Source organism: Marinobacterium lutimaris, from assembly GCF_900108065.1.
GTDB lineage: Bacteria > Pseudomonadota > Gammaproteobacteria > Pseudomonadales > Balneatricaceae > Marinobacterium_D > Marinobacterium_D lutimaris.
The window spans coordinates 403,936-421,073 of record NZ_FNVQ01000002.1; the positions used below are offsets into that span (position 1 = coordinate 403,936).

General features: G+C 58.4%; 17 protein-coding genes. 11 read left to right on the plus strand and 6 right to left on the minus strand.

What is annotated here, in order from left to right; all coding sequences use genetic code 11:
* Positions 1-14: 14 nt before the first annotated feature.
* From gatB to nhaR, 5 genes are all read left to right on the plus strand, one after another.
* Entirely contained in the window at positions 15-1,469 is a 1,455-nt protein-coding gene (gatB, locus tag C4S72_RS12300; RefSeq protein WP_104003414.1) for an Asp-tRNA(Asn)/Glu-tRNA(Gln) amidotransferase subunit GatB, read from the plus strand.
* A 393-nt stretch (positions 1,470-1,862) separates the two neighbouring features.
* Complete coding sequence (locus tag C4S72_RS12305) at positions 1,863-2,057, plus strand: (2Fe-2S)-binding protein (protein ID WP_104003415.1); 195 nt, start codon at positions 1,863-1,865, stop codon at positions 2,055-2,057.
* A gap of 140 nt (positions 2,058-2,197) precedes the next feature.
* Positions 2,198-2,671, plus strand: a complete 474-nt coding sequence (gene bfr, locus C4S72_RS12310; protein WP_104003416.1) for a bacterioferritin — start codon at positions 2,198-2,200, stop codon at positions 2,669-2,671.
* A gap of 3 nt (positions 2,672-2,674) precedes the next feature.
* A complete protein-coding gene (gene bfr, locus C4S72_RS12315) occupies positions 2,675-3,142 on the plus strand; it encodes a bacterioferritin (RefSeq protein ID WP_104003417.1) in 468 nt (155 codons plus the stop codon).
* Positions 3,143-3,518: 376 nt separating this feature from the next.
* A complete protein-coding gene (gene nhaR, locus C4S72_RS12325) occupies positions 3,519-4,460 on the plus strand; it encodes a transcriptional activator NhaR (protein WP_104003419.1) in 942 nt (313 codons plus the stop codon).
* Here nhaR and C4S72_RS12330 read toward each other — a convergent pair.
* Positions 4,449-5,129, minus strand: a complete 681-nt coding sequence (locus tag C4S72_RS12330) for a phosphoglycolate phosphatase (protein WP_104003420.1) — start codon at positions 5,127-5,129, stop codon at positions 4,449-4,451. The genes nhaR and C4S72_RS12330 overlap by 12 nt on opposite strands.
* Positions 5,129-5,800, minus strand: coding sequence for a ribulose-phosphate 3-epimerase (gene rpe, locus C4S72_RS12335; protein WP_104003421.1), 672 nt, complete (start codon positions 5,798-5,800; stop codon positions 5,129-5,131). Before rpe ends, C4S72_RS12330 begins: the two co-directional genes overlap by 1 nt.
* A gap of 138 nt (positions 5,801-5,938) precedes the next feature.
* On the opposite strand from rpe, the gene C4S72_RS12340 reads away from it, so the two are divergent.
* The gene (locus C4S72_RS12340; RefSeq protein WP_160115509.1) at positions 5,939-6,997 is read left to right on the plus strand and encodes a DUF3530 family protein; all 1,059 of its coding nucleotides are present in this window, start codon (positions 5,939-5,941) and stop codon (positions 6,995-6,997) included.
* Positions 6,998-7,071: 74 nt separating this feature from the next.
* On the opposite strand, the gene djlA is transcribed toward C4S72_RS12340, so the two are convergent.
* The 3 genes from djlA to C4S72_RS12355 are packed head-to-tail and all read right to left on the minus strand — an operon-like array spanning position 7,072 to position 9,631.
* On the minus strand, positions 7,072-7,899 hold the full coding sequence (gene djlA / locus C4S72_RS12345) for a co-chaperone DjlA (RefSeq protein ID WP_104003423.1): 828 nt from the start codon (positions 7,897-7,899) through the stop codon (positions 7,072-7,074).
* A gap of 1 nt (position 7,900) precedes the next feature.
* Positions 7,901-8,590, minus strand: coding sequence for an N-acetylmuramate alpha-1-phosphate uridylyltransferase MurU (murU, locus tag C4S72_RS12350; protein ID WP_104003424.1), 690 nt, complete (start codon positions 8,588-8,590; stop codon positions 7,901-7,903).
* 3 nt (positions 8,591-8,593) lie between these two features.
* On the minus strand, positions 8,594-9,631 hold the full coding sequence (locus tag C4S72_RS12355) for an aminoglycoside phosphotransferase family protein (RefSeq protein WP_104003425.1): 1,038 nt from the start codon (positions 9,629-9,631) through the stop codon (positions 8,594-8,596).
* A gap of 642 nt (positions 9,632-10,273) precedes the next feature.
* On the opposite strand from C4S72_RS12355, the gene C4S72_RS12360 reads away from it, so the two are divergent.
* From C4S72_RS12360 to apaG, 5 genes are read left to right on the plus strand one after another with little or no spacing between them, the layout of a single operon-like run.
* The gene (locus C4S72_RS12360) at positions 10,274-12,694 is read left to right on the plus strand and encodes an LPS-assembly protein LptD (protein WP_160115510.1); all 2,421 of its coding nucleotides are present in this window, start codon (positions 10,274-10,276) and stop codon (positions 12,692-12,694) included.
* A complete protein-coding gene (locus C4S72_RS12365) occupies positions 12,684-13,982 on the plus strand; it encodes a peptidylprolyl isomerase (protein WP_200826759.1) in 1,299 nt (432 codons plus the stop codon). The genes C4S72_RS12360 and C4S72_RS12365 overlap by 11 nt, the downstream gene beginning before the upstream one ends.
* Complete coding sequence (gene pdxA / locus C4S72_RS12370; RefSeq protein ID WP_104003427.1) at positions 13,979-14,986, plus strand: 4-hydroxythreonine-4-phosphate dehydrogenase PdxA; 1,008 nt, start codon at positions 13,979-13,981, stop codon at positions 14,984-14,986. Before C4S72_RS12365 ends, pdxA begins: the two co-directional genes overlap by 4 nt.
* Complete coding sequence (gene rsmA, locus C4S72_RS12375) at positions 14,983-15,798, plus strand: 16S rRNA (adenine(1518)-N(6)/adenine(1519)-N(6))-dimethyltransferase RsmA (protein ID WP_104003428.1); 816 nt, start codon at positions 14,983-14,985, stop codon at positions 15,796-15,798. Before pdxA ends, rsmA begins: the two co-directional genes overlap by 4 nt.
* A 5-nt stretch (positions 15,799-15,803) precedes the next feature.
* The gene (gene apaG / locus C4S72_RS12380) at positions 15,804-16,190 is read left to right on the plus strand and encodes a Co2+/Mg2+ efflux protein ApaG (protein WP_104003429.1); all 387 of its coding nucleotides are present in this window, start codon (positions 15,804-15,806) and stop codon (positions 16,188-16,190) included.
* A gap of 30 nt (positions 16,191-16,220) precedes the next feature.
* On the opposite strand, the gene C4S72_RS12385 is transcribed toward apaG, so the two are convergent.
* Complete coding sequence (locus C4S72_RS12385; RefSeq protein ID WP_104003430.1) at positions 16,221-17,069, minus strand: DUF72 domain-containing protein; 849 nt, start codon at positions 17,067-17,069, stop codon at positions 16,221-16,223.
* Between the last annotated feature and the right edge of the window lie 69 nt (positions 17,070-17,138).

A 17,138-nucleotide genomic window follows, 5' to 3' on the forward strand; every position in this document is an offset into this window, starting at 1 on the left:
GAGGTTTGACTACGATGGAATGGGAAGTTGTTATCGGGCTGGAGATCCATGTCCAGCTCTCCACTACGACCAAGATTTTCTCCGGCGCCAGCACCGCCTTTGGTGCCGAGCCGAACACCCAGGCCTGCGCCGTTGACCTGGCGCTGCCAGGCACGCTGCCGGTGTTCAACGAAAACGCCCTGCGCATGGCCGTCATGTTTGGCCTGGCAGTGAACGCAGAGATCGGCAAGCGCTCCGTATTTGAGCGCAAGAACTACTTCTACCCCGACCTGCCCAAGGGCTACCAGACCACCCAGCTGGCGGAACCGATCGTCGGCCCGGGTTTTGTGGATATCGAAACCGAGGAAGGCGTGCAGCGCCGCGTGCGTCTGCACCATGCCCACCTGGAAGAGGATGCGGGCAAATCCCTGCACGAAGACTTCCACGGCATGTCAGGCATCGACCTGAACCGCGCTGGCACCCCGCTGGTGGAGATCGTCTCCGAGCCGGATATGCGTTCTTCCAAGGAAGCCGCCGCCTACGCCCGCAAGATCCATGCGATCGTTACCACCCTGGGTATCTGCGACGGCAACATGGCCGAAGGCTCCATGCGCTGCGACTGCAACGTCTCGGTGCGCCCGAAAGGACAGGAAGAGTACGGTACCCGTACCGAGCTGAAGAACATCAACTCCTTCCGCTTTATCGAGCGCGCTATCGATACCGAAGTCGCCCGCCAGATCGATCTGATCGAAGATGGCGGCACCGTGTTGCAGGAAACCCGCCTGTACGACCCGGACAAGAACCAGACCCGCAGCATGCGCTCGAAAGAGGATGCCAACGACTACCGTTACTTCCCCTGCCCCGACCTACTGCCGGTGGTGATCGACGACAGCTACATCGAAGCGATTCGCGAAACGCTGCCGGAACTACCGGACGCTCGCCGCGCGCGCTTCATCGAAGAGTACAAGCTCTCCGACTACGATGCCGGCGTGCTCTCCGGCTACAGTGCCCAGGCGGACTACTACGAAGCCGTGGTAAAAGCCTGCGGCGATACCAAGCTGGCGGCGAACTGGGTCATGGGCGAACTGGCCAAGTACCTGAACCAGAACGATACCGACATCAAGCAGAGCCCGGTATCTGCCGATCAGCTCGGCGGCCTGCTGGAGCGGATCAAGGACGACACCATCTCCGGCAACATCGCCAAGAAAGTGTTCGAGACCATGTGGACAGATGGCGGCAGCGCCGACGAGATTATCGAAGCCAAGGGCCTGAAACAGGTAACCGATACCGGCGCCATCGAGAAGATCGTTGATGATGTGATCGCCAATGCCGATAAGCAGGTGGAGCAATACAAAGCCGCAGAGCCCGAGAAGCGCGGCAAGATGCTTGGCTTCTTTATGGGTCAGGTGATGAAAGCCACCGGCGGCAAGGCCAACCCGGGCGCCGTCACCGGCATTCTGAAGAAGAAGCTGGACGCTCTCTGCGATTAATCGGACACCAAGGATTCATCGAAAAGGCCCGTCACCCCGGGCCTTTTTTATTCGTACTCTCCTCGCTTTAAAACAACCTGCGTCAAAATACTTACTTTTAGAAATTTCCGCTCCAGGGATGACAAAGTGCTGTTCACTTTCTTACATCCTCGCTCCTGAGATCCGACCCTCCCGCTCCAAGCATCGCTAATATACTGTTTTTAAAAGGCCCCTAATAACCTCTCCATATGGCACCGGTTTTGCTGTTGTCTAAGCATGACAAGGCCACCAGACGTGGATGCGACAAGGATCTAGCCGGCCGCGTCATCTTGAGAAAAAAACAGTTGAAATCTATCTAATACGAACTATTATCATTACCAATATTATTTGGTTACAGATCCACAGAGGTATCTTATGTACGTATGCATCTGCAACAACATTACCGAACGCGAGATTCAGCAGGCGATCGATGATGGCGCGCGCAGCGTACGGGACCTCAACCGCGCACTCTGCGTTGGCAGTGAATGTGGCAAATGCACCTGCACCGCACGCCAGATGATCAAGCGCGAGCAGGCCGAGCGAGCCATGGCGCTGGCCATGCCGGCCTGATTCCATAATCAGCAACAATCCCTCCACTTCCCTGACTTTCATCGGTCCCCAACACGGGGACATCTGCGCTATACTCCTTTGAAGGCTGCTCACCCGCCCAGCCGTCAATTATCCATGCGACGTCTCATAAGGAGTTTTCAATGCAAGGTGACAAGTCGCTAGTTCGCCGGCTCAACAAAGTGCTCACGTTCGAGCTCACCTCCATCAACCAGTACTTCCTGCATGCCCGCATGTACAAGAACTGGGGCCTGGAGAAACTCAATCACGCGGCCTACAAGAAATCGATCCTCGACATGAAACAGGCGGACGAGCTGATCGAACGCATCCTGTTTCTTGAAGGCCTGCCCAACCTGCAGCAGCTGGAACGCCTGCGTATCGGCGAACACTGCGCCGAGATGATGCAGTGCGACCTGGACCTGGAGATGGATCAACTGGCCCTGTTGCGCGAAGTCATTGCCGAATGCGAGGCGGGCGGCGATTATGTCAGCCGCCACCTGCTTGAAGAGATTCTCGAGAGTGAAGAGGAATATGTTGACTGGATCGAAGCCCAGCAGCACCTGATCCGGGAAACCGGCATCGAGAACTATCTGCAATCCGCCATCGAAAAGGAATAAGTGATGCAAGGCAAAAAGAAAGTCATCGACGCCCTGAACAAGCTGCTGGCTGGCGAGCTGGCCGCCATGGACCAGTACTTCATCCATTCCGAAATGTATGACGACTGGGGTCTGACCAAACTCTACGAGCGCATTGCTCACGAGTTCGACGACGAGAAAGGCCATGCCAAGGCGATCATCTCCCGCATCCTGTTTCTGGAGGGCACCCCTGATCTGGTTACCCGTGACCCGATCCACGTCGGCAAGGATGTCCCGGAGATGCTGCGCAACGATCTGAATACCGAGTACAGCGTCGCGAAAAACCTGAAAGCCGTCATCAAGCTCTGCGAAGACGAGCAGGATTATCAGACACGCGAAATGCTGCGCAAGCAGCTGGAAGACACCGAAGAAGATCACGCCTACTGGCTGGAAAAACAGCTTGGCCTGATCGACAAGATCGGTCTCAAGAACTACCAGCAGTCACAGATGTAACCGCATCTCCGACGCAGCACTCGAGAAAAGGCAGATCCCCGGATCTGCCTTTTTTAATGCCTAAAACCAGCAACAATCGATATAGGACTCAAACGTCGGGCTAACCGGCAGGCTCGATAGCAAAACCCGCGTTGCAGACATGGTGGAGCCGCACTGAAAAACCCAACACAAAGAGTGGATCAGCCTGGATGCCGGAGGGCAAAAAAAACCCGCCACGGCGGCGGGTCAAGATGTGTGTGATAAAGCCGATGCCTGTCCAGAGTCTGGAACAGAGCAATTCAGTCTCGGGGAGAGACTGCATGAGCAAGTTCGAGTATAGTCCTTCCATCCCTATATAAAATTCGAATTTAATCTCACCAATATTCGAAAATTTCGAATGCGAATTCATAACCTCAATTTTCGTCATCTGCGTTATTTCATGGTGGTTGCCCAGGAGGGAACCATCGCTCGCGCCAGCAAGCGCCTCAACCTGACACCTCAGACCATTTCCGGTCAGCTGAAGGTGCTGGAGGAGATGCTGGAGATCGAGCTGTTCGAGCGCCACGGCCGCCGGCTTGACCTGACCGATGCCGGACGCCAGGCCCTGGAGTACGCAGAGGAGATCTTCAATCTGGGCGAAGCGATGCAACTGCAGCTGCATCATGCCGGCAACAGCCGTATCAACTGTGCCGTAGGGATCGCCGATGTGGTCCCCAAAAGCATCGCCTACAAGCTTCTGGCGCCAGCGCTTGAGCTGGACGACCCCGTGCATTTGGAATGCCGCGAAGGCTCCATGGAGTCATTGCTGGGTGACCTGATCGCCAATCGCGTGGACCTGATTCTTGCGGACCGCCCTATCGATGCCAGCACCCATGTCCGCGCTTATAACCACCTGCTCGGCGAGACCGGCATCAGCATGTTCGCCAGCCCAAGTCTGGCCAAACGTTACCGCCCGGACTTCCCGCACGGACTGAACGGCGCCCCGCTGCTGCTACCCACCGATGACACCGTGGCCGGGGCTAATATCATGAAGTGGTTCAGGGCCCGTCATATCGAACCCTCAATCCGTGTTGAGTGTGTCGACTCTGCGCTGATCGATATTTTTGGCCAGGCCGGGACCGGACTTTTCTGCGGCCCCTCGGTATTGGAAAGCGAGCTGCAGCGGCAGCACAGTGTGGAAACGATCGGCCGCCTGGAGGGGATCAGGGAACGCTATTACGCCATTTCATTGGAACGGCAGATCCGCCATCCCGGTGTGCAGGCGATCACACACCGGGCCCGGGAACTGCTTCTTGAAACAGGACAGGAGACTGCCCTGGCAGAGGAGTCAGCGGATTAACTCGACCAGGGAATCGATCACCCGGTCTGCGCCGGCTTCGCTGATCGGCGCCCCCTTGTTGTAGCCATAGCTGACGCAGACTACCGGGCAGCCCGCAGCTCGGGCTGCCGCCACGTCGACGGAAGAATCTCCCACCATCAGCGCAGCTGCAGCATTCTGACCCAGGCGATCACAGGCGTGGAGCAGCGGCGCCGCCGAGGGCTTTTTCTCTGCCAGCGTATCTCCCGCTACAACCACTGCGAAGTATCCGGCCAGGCCAAGCTGGGCAAGCAATTGATCGGTAAACGCCCCGGGCTTGTTGGTCACCACAGCCATCGGCGTACCCTGCTCCCGGTACCACTCCAACGCTGCCTCAACCCCGGGATAAATCTGGCTGCTGCGACCGTTAGCCTGGGCATAGGCACCAAAGAACAGATCCCTGGCTACAGGAAACAGCTCAGCATCATCTACATTGAGAGAGCCTTCCATATCACGCCCGAGGGCACGCTTTACCAGCACCTCGGCGCCATTGCCGACCCACTGACGCACCAGCTCGACTCCGGCCGGTGCGCGCCCGAGCGCCTCCAGCATCTGGTCCACCGCACGCGCAAGATCGGGTACACTGTCGACCAACGTACCGTCCAGATCAAACAGCACAGCAGCGGGCATTTGCGCAGCCAGAGAAGTCATCACTTCACCAAAGCCAGTTCTGCACGCATCTTGTCGATGGTGGCACGATAGTCATCGGTGTTGAAGATCGCCGAGCCCGCCACAAAGGTATCGGCACCTGCTTCCGCGATCTCCCGGATATTGCCGATGCCCACACCGCCATCGACCTCCAGCCGGATCTCCCGTCCGCTTGCGTCAATCAGCTTGCGCACCTGGCGCAGTTTATCCAGCGTGCCCGGAATAAACTTCTGACCACCAAACCCGGGGTTCACCGACATCAGCAGGATCATGTCGACCTTGTCCATCACATGATCGAGGAAGTGCAGCGGCGTTGCCGGGTTAAATACCAGGCCAGACTTGCAGCCGCCGTCACGGATCATCTGCAGAGAACGATCGATATGGTCGGAAGCTTCCGGGTGGAAGGTGATATAGGTGGCACCGGCTTCGATGAAGTCACCAATCATGCGGTCTACCGGCTTGACCATCAGGTGCGCGTCGATCGGCGCCTCGATACCGTAGTTACGCAGCGCCTTGCAGACCATCGGCCCGATAGTCAGGTTGGGCACGTAATGGTTGTCCATCACATCAAAGTGCACGATATCCGCGCCGGCACTGAGTACCGCTTCGACCTCTTCACCCAGACGGGCAAAGTCGGCGGAAAGAATCGAAGGGGCAATTTTGAAATCTGTCATCAGGCAATCTACCGCAAGGATTAGGTGGATGGTGCGCTATTGTACAAAAGCCCGCCGCGGGTTTCAGCCTTGCCCACAAACGCTGCGCCGCCGATAATCGGCGCCATGACTTCGTTGACCAAGCCCATGACCTCATTGATGAAAAAAGCCCTTCTCCTGCTCGCTCTCGCCTTGCCGGTGCCGGCTCAGGCCTCCGAAGAAACCGAAGGCACCGCATCAGGCGCTGCACCAGGCTTCGATATGGCAGAGCTTTACAAGGTGGAGCGAAGCAGCGCCGGTGATCTGCCACTGGACTCGAAACTGCGCCAGCTGCTCCCCGCCGATACAGTTGTATTGACCATGGAGGTCGGCGAGCAACGCTTCCACGCGCTGCGCCAGGAGGCGGACCGGGAGGAGGCTGTTGGGGGATTGTTGCTGGTTCCGGACCCGGCGATCGGCACCGCCTGGATTGAGCAGGTGGAAGCATTGCGCTTTGACATGGCGCAAAAGGGCTGGCTAACCCTGGCCCTGGAGCCACCAAGGCCCGATCAACAGCCCCTGCCGGAGCGGACCCTGCCGGTAATGCAGTCGTTTGCCGGTACATCCTCCGCCGCGTCGGCAGCGGCTCCTGCGAACAGCGAGCCCCAGGCCTCAGAAACAGATAGCAGCGCCAACCAGGAGCCACCACAACCACCTCTCCCCCCCTTTGCTGAGCGTTTTACCGAACGTATGGATCTGACGCTGGAGCAACTGACGACCGACTCCCTTGAGCCAATCGTGGTTATCGCCTTCGGCCGCGCTACACCCTGGGTGATGGACTATCTCAGTCAGCAGGCCGATTCCGACCGGTCACTGGTGATGATCGACCCGATGCCGGACTTCTCCCCTGAGGCGCCGCTTTTTGCCAACCTGTGGGACAACCTGGAAGAGACTCGAATCATAGACGCTTACCACTCCCCGCTGCAGGGTTATCCACAGGCTGCGCCGGATGCACGGATTCGCAAGGGACAGGCGCGCCGGGCAGGCATCGATAACTACCTACAAGTACGGATCGCCGGGCCCTTCACCGGCTGGCAGGAAGAGATGCCCTGGCTGACTGCCAAGATAAGAGGACTGATCAAAAGCGAGATCCTCGCCCCTCTCGCCGAGGAGAAAGAACAACAACAGGAAGTTCAGGCACCCCAGGCACAAAACCCGCCCGGAATGCCCGGCAATTGATCCTGTTTTAGATAATCCGGAAGGAGCCGTCAGCCGGGCGTGAAAACGAACCCGCCGATAGTTCGTACTGGTGTTTAGCGCATGCCGCGGGACTTTCTGATCTGATCATAGGCGGCCTGGATCTCCTGGGTCTGCTCCTTGGCCAGCTGGATCATCTCCTCCGGCAATCCCTTGGAAACCAGTTTGTCCGGATGGTGCTGACTCATCAGCTTGCGCCAGGCCTTTTTGACCTCTGCATCGCTTGCCGAAGACTCAACTCCCAGTACGCCGTAGGCCTGCTGCAGCGAAGCCGCAGAATAGCTCTCCCGCTGCGCATGCGAGCTGTAAGCCTGCTCTCTGAACGCCTGTTCCGCCTGCATCCTTGCCAACAGCGCCTGAACTTCTCTCTGGGTAAAGTTCAGCTGCTGACAGATCTGCTGCAGCAGCGCCTGCTCGTTAGCGCTGATTTCACCATCGGCCATGGCCGCCTGCAGCTGAATTTCGACAAACATCAGCTTCAGCGAACTACGGTTACGCATCAGCGCAGACAGGGGCAGCAACACCTTGGCTATATCAAAATCAGGCTCCTTGCCTTCGGAAAAACATTCGATCGCTTCGCGGCGCTTCTCTTCGCTGAGGTTCATCCGCGCCATCACTTCGCGGGCAAAGTCGATCTCTACCTCGGTAACCCGGCCATCGGCCTTGGCCACCTTTCCCATAACGCAAAAAGTGGCACGGAAGAACAACTGCTGCGGGTTATAGTTCGAAGCTGTTTTCCTCAGGGCGCTATCTACCCAGTAACCCAGGGCGCCCCCCAATAGCAGCCCAACGGGGCCACCGCTAAACAGTCCGATCAATGCGCCCACGCCCAGACCGGTCCGGTGCCGGTACAGTTTCTGGCCCAGGGATTCCGCATTCGCCATCTTAACTCTCTCCTTTCAGACGCTTATCCAACGCACTTAACCGCTCAGGGGTGCCTATATCGTCCCAGTATGCATTCAGCCGCTCGCCGGCGACCTTCTTCGAAGCCATCGCCTGACGCAGAATAGGCGCCAGCGCGGCCGCTTCACCGCTGACTAGATCGGTAAACAGGGATGCGCGCAGCATACTGACCCCTGAAAAAGTCAGCTTCGGGCTACCGCTATTCAGTACCAGGCCAGTATCTTCCAGATGGAAGTCTCCCTCTGGATGCCAGGCAGGGTTATCGACCAGTAACAGGTGAGCGTCGCAACCTGCATTCAGTTCCATTTCCCGCAGGCGATCCGGTGCGAGATCTGTATAGACATCGCCGTTGACTACCAGAAAGCTATCGTCCTTATCATCTGCCAACAGCGGCAGCGCCTGGCGAATCCCACCGGCTGTTTCCAGCGGTTCCGCCTCTGGCGAGTACACCAGTTCGACTCCGAAACGGGAGCCATCCCCCAGCGCACTCTCTATCTGCTCGCCCAGCCAGGCGTGATTGATCACGATGCGCTCGGCACCCGCTGCTACCAGGTGCTCAATATGAAACTGGATCAGTGGTTTACCGGCTGCCGTCAGCAGCGGCTTGGGCGTTTTCAGTGTCAGGGGGCGCATGCGCGTGCCCAGCCCCGCCGCAAGAATCATCGCTCGCATGGGTCAGCCAAGCTCCAGCGCCAGTTCACCAGCATCAAACAGGGGATGCGCACTCATAGCCGGGACGATACGCTGCTCAAGCCAGCGCGCAAAAGCCTGGGTTTCCGGGTATCGAGCCGCAGCCCGCAGCAGATAACCCAGGGTCCTTGGCATATCGGCAAGATAACCATCCTTGCCATCGCGCAGCGACAGGCGCGAGAAGATCCCCAGCACTTTCAGCTGACGCTGCATGCCCATCAAATCGAAGTCACGCAGGAACTGCGCGCTGTCCGGCACCGGGATATTGTCAGCCTTAAGTGCGCAACGAAACTGTTCAACCCAGGCGTGCACCCGCGGATCAGGCCAACGAATATAGCTGTCCCGGAAGAGGGAAACGAGGTCGTAGGTGTGTGCGCCACGCACTGCGTCCTGAAAATCGATTACGCCCAGACCATCGTCATCGAGCGGCATCAGGTTGCGCGAATGGTAATCTCGATGCACGGCCACCTGAGGCTGGGCCAGGGCCGATTCCACCAGCAGCGACCTGGTATCCGCCAGCAGCTGCCGCTCATCGTCAGTCAGCTGCAGCGCAAGAAGGCTGTTGATAAACCATTCATCAAACAGCCCCATTTCACGCTGCAGCAGCACTTCATCGTAGGGGGGCAGTTCGCTGGCGGGTATCTGCTGGATATGCTGCAGCGTATCCAGCGCCGCGCCGTAATGCTCATCCGCACTGATGTCGTTCAGCTCTGGCAGCAGCAGACGGTCACCGAAATCCTCCAGCAGCATAAATCCGAGCTCCAGATCCACGGCCACTAGCGCCGGCACTCTGACACCCTGGCCACGCCAATCTCTGGCCAGCTTCACAAAGGGAGCGCTGTCTTCTTTTTCAGGGGGGGCATCCACCGCGATCCAGCTGTACTGTTCACCACTCACCCGGAAATAACGGCGAAAGCTGGCATCGCCAGATACCGGCGCGAGGATTTCAGAGCGAAGCGAAAGCCCCTGCTCAGCCGCCATTTTTGACACCCAATGCTGCAGTTGCTGCAGACGAACATCCATCAGTTTTCGGCTCCTTCCGGACCTGGTCGAGACTCAAGCGTCTTACCAACCACAGGCCCGCGGTAAATACTCATTCCAACTCCACCCGTCAGCACCCGCAGAGTCTCTCAGACTCTCGCCGCAGGTCTGGCCTTAGCGCCGCTAACCGCTGTATCATGCACAGCTCGGTATGGTACTCGACTTCGGGGGTGGCAAGAAACAGGCCGCCTACTCGCGCAAACGGAAAGCGACTTGATGCCCTTTAAAAGAGCCCACTCTTTCAAGCTGCTGCTGGCAGTTGCCGCAGCTTTGTCCGCGTCACAAGCAGCCGCACAGGACGACCAGAGACTCTGGAACTGCAATCTCAATGCCGCCGGCGAGTGGGACTGTGAAGTAAACGAAACCCAAGGCCAGGCCCTGGGCTCGGCCACCAGCAGTGTTCCAGCTCAGAATTCTGCGACAGCTCCTGCTACTGCTGCGAAAACTACAGGCAACAGCAATACAACCCGACAGGACAACTCAAACCTTCAGGCACCGCAGTCTGTTGAGGCGCACGCATCGAGCACTCCTCCTGCACCTCCTGTAGAACAGCCTGCAGCGGCCACTGCTCAAGCAGCTTCACAACCAGCTAACCCGGAACAATCCCAAGCAACACCAACGCGGGTGTCGAGTAGCGTTGCGGCCTCCAGTCAGCCTGCTCCGCAGGCAACGACAGATGGCCCCTACGACCAGTTTGCCTGCACCGTCGTCAATGGCCAGTGGGTCTGCAGCCAAAATCCCGTTGCCCGTTCCAGCGCGGTACCTGCAACAGCCGGTGCCCGCCCCGTGCCACAGGATTACGCTTATCTGGACTGGTATCGGTTCGCACCGGGTGAAGCCGGCTTCGGTGGTGCCTGCCCTGGCGAATACCGGGAGCCAGAGCTGCACCTGGACGAAGCCAAAACGCTGGAAGAACAGCAGACCATTTTCCTCGAAGCACTGCGCTCCTCTACCGTGCTCGGCGGCACCACTCAGCTCGAGGGCGGCATCAATATGCGTCAGGGCCAACGCCTGCTGACCAGTGATGAGGCCGAATACGACTCCGAAAGCCAAACGGCTGCCCTGGACGGTAACGTAACCTACCGCGAGCCGGGGCTGCTGATGGTGGGCGATCGTGCCCGTGCCGACCTTAATGCCGGCCATACCAGCTTCCATGACGCAGAATACGTGATGCATCAGGAGCACATGCGAGGCAGCGCGGTATCGATCGAACGTTTTGGTGATGCCCGCGTCGTCATGAATGATGGCCGCATCACCTTCTGTGAGCCGGGCAACAATGACTGGGCCATCGCAGCAGACGACCTGGAGATCCATACCGAAGAGGGTTACGGCGAAGCGCGTCATGCCACCTTCGAGATCGGCGATATTCCGGTGCTCTACCTGCCCTACTTCTACTTCCCGATCGACGACACCCGACGTTCAGGTTTCCTGTACCCGAGTATCGGCTATTCAGATAGTGACGGCCTCGATATCGCGACGCCCTACTATTTCAACCTGGCGCCGAACTACGATGATACGTTCACGCCGCGCTTCGTCAGCGAGCGCGGTCTGGTACTCGAGAACGAGTTCCGGTACATGAACACCTGGTCGATGAACAGCCTGAGCACGGCCTACATCAACGATGATGACCTCTACGGCGACAGCCGCTGGGCGCTGGGTATCGATCACCAGGGCAACCCGGCAAATAACTGGTTTACCCGTATCGACTACCGCCGCATCAGTGACGACGATTACCTCGATGATCTGGATACCACCAATCTGGAGATCGCCGAAGAGGATGATCTCGACCAGATCGCCATGGCGCGTTACCAGGGTAAAAGCTGGACTTTCACCGGACAGGTACACAAGTACCAGACGATTGATGGCGGCACTGAGCCTTACGAACAGGTACCTCAGCTATCGCTGATCGGCCAGGAAGTCATTGCCGGAAGCACACTGGTCAGCTATCGAGCCGAATACTCCTACTTTGATCGCGACAATGAAGACCTGACCGGCGAAGAGAGAGTCATCGGCAGCCGTTTCCATGTTCGCCCCAGCGTCAGCTACAGCTGGGATCGTCCCTGGGCCTCGATCAAGCCGCGACTCACTTACTGGTACTCCCAGTACGATCTTTCTGACCAGCCTGACGACTGGTCTGACGGACCCAGCCTGGGCATCCCGATCGCCAGTCTGGATTCTTCCGTCAAACTGGAACGAAACTACGGCACTAGCCTTACCCAGACTCTTGAGCCCCGTATCAAGCTGATCCACGCCGCCAGCGAAGACCAGTCCCAGATACCCGACTTCGACTCTGAAGAGCTCGATTTCAACTACTACAGCCTGTTTGATGAGACCGGCTACAGCGGTAACGATAACGTCGCTGGCACCACCCAGGCGACTGTCGGCTTGAGCAGCGCATTTTACTCCCAGGCGGGGCTGGAGCGCGCTCGCGTAGGGGTTGCACAGGCCTACTATTTCGAGGACCGGGAAGCTGACACCGGCCTGCGTCCTGGCGACGTAGATGGCACGGAAAGCCGCTCTAACCTGGCGGTACTGGCCAGCTGGAACATCACTCCTGACCTGCGTTTCGTTCACGACAGCGAGCTGGATGATGAAGACAATCTGAAGATGGTCCAGCAGAACTACCGACTCAGCTACCAGCCCGATGAATCACGGCTGATCTACCTGAGCTATCGAGACAACTCAGGTACCCGCTTCGATTCACAGCGCGACGAAGATGAAAACGAAATCCGTCAGACAGACTTCGCCTTCCGCTGGCCGATCTCCGATCAGTGGGGCATGATCGGCCGCTGGCAGGAGGACCTGCTCAGGGATGAGAACATCGAAACCCTGCTCGGTGTTGAATACACCAGTTGCTGCTGGAAGATCCGTGTAACCGGACGCCAGTGGGTAGATGACACCGACAACATCGACGATATAGAGACCGATACCGGTGTCTTCATTGAATTTGTACTGCGTGGACTCGGCTCTTTCGGTCAGTCCGGCGGTCGTGAGTTCCTGAAAGATATCACCGGCAAGGAAGAGGATGCCCGAAATGCGTTTTAAGCGGTTCGTTCAACGCCAACTGCTACTGATCATGACCCTGTTCACCCTGCAGCAGGCCCAGGCCGCCGAGCTGCTGGACCAGGTGGTCGCTGTCGTTAACGACGACATAGTGCTGCAGAGTGAACTGGAGGAGCGCACCGCGCTGGTCCAGGAACAGATCCAGGCTCAGGGGGCCCAGCCTCCTGCCGTAGATGTACTGCGCCAGCAGGTGCTTGAGCGGCTGATCATGGATCGTATCCAGCTGCAGATCGCCGACCGCCAGGGCATCCGTGTCAGCGACCAGGAACTGAACGCTGCCATGCAGCGGATAGCCGACCAGAACAACATGTCGCTGGCTCAGTTCCGTGAAGCGCTGATCGCAGAGGGCCATGATTATGCCCAGTCCCGTGAGCAGATCCGCCAGGAAATTCTGCTGTCCCGGGTGCAACAGGCCAACGTCAACCGCCGGATCAACGTGTCCGACCAGGAGATCAACAACTTCCTGGCCAACAACCAGTCCGCCGACAAGGTCGAGTACCTGCTCAGTAACATCCTGATCTCGATCCCGCAGAGCGCCTCGCCGGAACTGATCCAGCGCGCCCAGGATGAAGCGGACAGCCTCTACCAGCAGCTGCGTGATGGTGCTGACTTCCAGCAGCTGGCCACCGCCAACTCCGATGCATCCAACGCCCTCCAGGGCGGCGATCTTGGTTGGCGCGCCCGTACCGAACTGCCCACCGATATCGCTAACGCCGTGAGCTCGCTGCAGAGCGGCCAGGTGAGCGCGCCGGTACGCACACCTGCAGGTTTCCATATTCTGCAGCTGCGCGAGAAGCGCGGCGAAGGTCAAGAGACACTGATTGAGCAGACCCGGGTCCGCCATATACTGGTTTCACCGAGCGAGGTCCGCAGCAGCGAACAGACGCAGCAGCTCGCTCAGGAACTCTACAACCGTCTGCAGAACGGCGAATCCTTCGACGAGCTGGCACGCCGTTACAGCGACGATGCCGCCAGCGGTTCCCAGGGCGGTGAACTGGGATGGACCCAGGCCGGCCAGATGGTGCCGGAGTTCGAACAGGTGATGAACGATACGGCCGCCGGCAGCATCAGCCAGCCCTTCGAGTCCCGCTTCGGCTGGCACATTCTCCAGGTCGAAGAACGCCGCACCCAGGACTTTGCTGACGAGATGCGTGAAAGCACCGCTCGCAACTCGATCCGTAAACGCAAGTACAACGAAGAGCTCGACAACTGGCTGCGTGAGATTCGCGCCCAGGCCTATATCGAGCGCAAAAATCTGGACGACCTGTGAGTCAGACTTTACGGCTTGCGATCACACCGGGCGAACCCGCCGGCATAGGCCCAGACCTGTGCCTGGCGATCGCCCAGCAGCCTCAAGACCACCAGCTGGTGGTCTTTGCTGATCCGGATCTGATGCAAGCCAGAGCCCAGATCCTGGGCCTCGATATTCGCCTGCGCACCATCGACACGACGCAACCGGCACAGCCCGCCGCTCCTGGCGAGTTATTCATTCAGCCAGTCAAACTGGCTGCGCCCGTCGTTGCCGGCCAGCTCGACCCTATCAACGCCGCTTACGTACTGGAAACTCTGACGCTGGCGACGCTGGGCTGTCAGTCTGGTAACTACGACGCATTGGTCACCGCCCCTGTGCACAAGGGCGTTATCAATCAGTCCGGTATCGAGTTCAGTGGCCACACCGAGTTTCTGGAAGCACTCACCAAGACCAACAAGGTCGTGATGATGCTTGCCACCGAAGGTCTGCGCGTGGCGCTCGCGACAACTCACCTGCCGCTGGCACGGGTTCCGGCAGCCATTACCGCACCTTTGCTGCATGAAGTGATCGACGTACTGGTCGCCGACCTGAAAAAATATTTCGGCTGCGCCCGGCCACGAATCCTCGTCTGCGGCCTTAACCCCCACGCGGGTGAAGGCGGCTACCTGGGCCGCGAAGAGATCGACACCATCGAGCCGGTGCTGAAAAGCTATGCAGATGCCGAGGTAGAACTTATCGGCCCCCTGCCTGCCGACACTCTATTTACCGACAAATACCTGGCGAATGCGGATGCCGTGCTGGCGATGTATCACGACCAGGGGCTACCGGTACTGAAATACAAGGGCTTCGGTAACGCCGTAAACATTACACTGGGACTGCCGATCATCCGCACCTCGGTAGATCACGGCACAGCGCTTGATCTTGCCGGTACCGGGCTCGCCGACACCGGCTCCCTGCACACCGCGATCGACTATGCTGCCAACATGGCAGCCTGCAGACAGGACAACAGCAAACTTTCATGAGCAAGAAACCGATAGCGCACAAGGCGCGTAAGCGCTTTGGCCAGAACTTCCTCCACGACGCCGGCATCATCCGCCGTATCGTCCGGGCCATTCACCCCAAGCCCGCAGACCACCTGGTGGAGATTGGGCCAGGCCTGGGCGCGCTGACCGAAGAACTGCTTAGCGAAGCGGGTGCTCTGGATGCGATCGAGCTGGACCGGGACCTTATCCCGGTACTGCGCACCAAGTTTTTCCGGTACGAAGACAACTTTCGTATTCATGAGGCGGACGCGCTCAAGTTCGACTTCGCCTCCCTGTGCACAGATGGGCAACCGCTGCGTATCGTCGGCAATCTGCCCTACAACATCTCTACGCCACTGATCTTCCACCTGCTGAGTTTCAGCGGCAAGGTCAGTGACATGCACTTCATGCTGCAGAACGAGGTTGTAGACCGGCTGGCCGCACAACCAGGTGAGAACCACTACGGACGCCTGGGCATCATGGCGCAGTACTATTGCCAGGTGGAGAAGCTGTTTATTGTACCGCCCGGCGCTTTCAACCCTGCACCCAAGGTTGATTCAGCCATCGTCCGCATGACCCCTTACGCGACGCTGCCCTGCCCGGCTAAAGATGTCACCAAATTGCAGGAAGTAGTGCGCACAGCTTTCAGTCAGCGACGCAAAACCCTACGCAACAACTTGAAACCGTTGATCGATGCCGCCACATTGGAAACACTGGAGATTGATCCGCAGCTGCGTCCCGAGCGCCTGACGCTCGAAGAGTTTGTACGGATCAGCGATGCGCTCAGCGATACTGACCAAGAGGAACACTGAATCGCATGGACCCTTTTGAATACGGCCGCAATATAGAAATCGATGTACTGACCTCCTACCTGCCCGAGCAATCGGACCCGGAGGCTCACCGCTTCGTGTTTTCATACCAGATCACCGTCACCAACCATAACCCGCATCCGGTCAAGCTGGTAAGTCGCCGCTGGGTCATCACCGATGGCAATGAGCAGGTGCAGGAGGTTGAGGGCGAGGGTGTTGTCGGTGAACAGCCGGTCATCGAGCCGGACCAGAGCTTCAGCTATACCAGCGGCACCGTCCTGGCCACCGAAGTGGGCAGCATGCAGGGCCACTACCAGATGCAGACCGAGGACGAAGAAGCCTTCATCGCGCCGATTCCCGCCTTTACGCTGGCTCAGCCAAACGCACTGCACTGAACGGCCTGCCCGTCGCCTATCTTATCTTCGCTAAAACAGACCACCCTGAGCCAGAGAGACTTCTGGCCAGGGTTTGAAGCCCCGAAACGCTGACATTTTTTCCGCAAACCGCTGCGCCAGCAAAGGTGCCTGAGCATTGTCCGGGGTATGGAAAAACAGCCAGGGCGTGCGCCCCTCCCCGATCCATTTCGCGGCCCGCCCCGCCCAGTAGTCCAGCGCCTCTTCAGCCAACGACATATCCAGGGGGGCAATAAACCTCAGCATAGGATTGCCCGCCGTCGCCACTGGCCGCAGCGGCAATCGCGGCTTGGCCTTCAAGGCCTCACGGGTAAGTCGATCATCCGCCGGATGACGAAACAGCACCCGGGTATCAAATGACAGCCGATTCACACCGGCCTGGGCCAGAAGGTCGGTAAGACGTTTATCCGCATCGCCACGCTCAAAAAACGCCGGATGCCGCACCTCCACCGCATAACGAAAGCCCGCCGGGAGCTGCATAAGAAACTGCGCCAGCTGCTCCAGCTGCGCCGGCCCAAAGGCCGCGGACAACTGCAGCCAGAGCATCCCAAGCCTCTCCTCTAGCAATGACAGGCGACGGATAAAGGCGAGCAGGATCTCATCGCTGTGAGCCAGACCGTTCTGATGACTCAGCTCCGAGGGAAACTTGAAGCAGAAGCGAAAATCCCGGCCGGTTTCATGGCGCCAGCGGGTGACCGCATCGGTAGAGGGCAAACCGTAAAACGTGGTGTTGCCCTCTACCGAATTAAAACTGCCGGCATAGCCTTTTAGAGGATTGGAGTCATCGCTGGCGAGAAGATGCTCATGCCAGGCGGGGTGATTCCATTGCGGAAGGCCAATGTAATAATCAGGATCAGACACAGCGCGGACTTAACGATGGCTCAAAAGGAGAAAGGAGCCTAACAAGCTTCGCCTCCGGATGCACCCGCA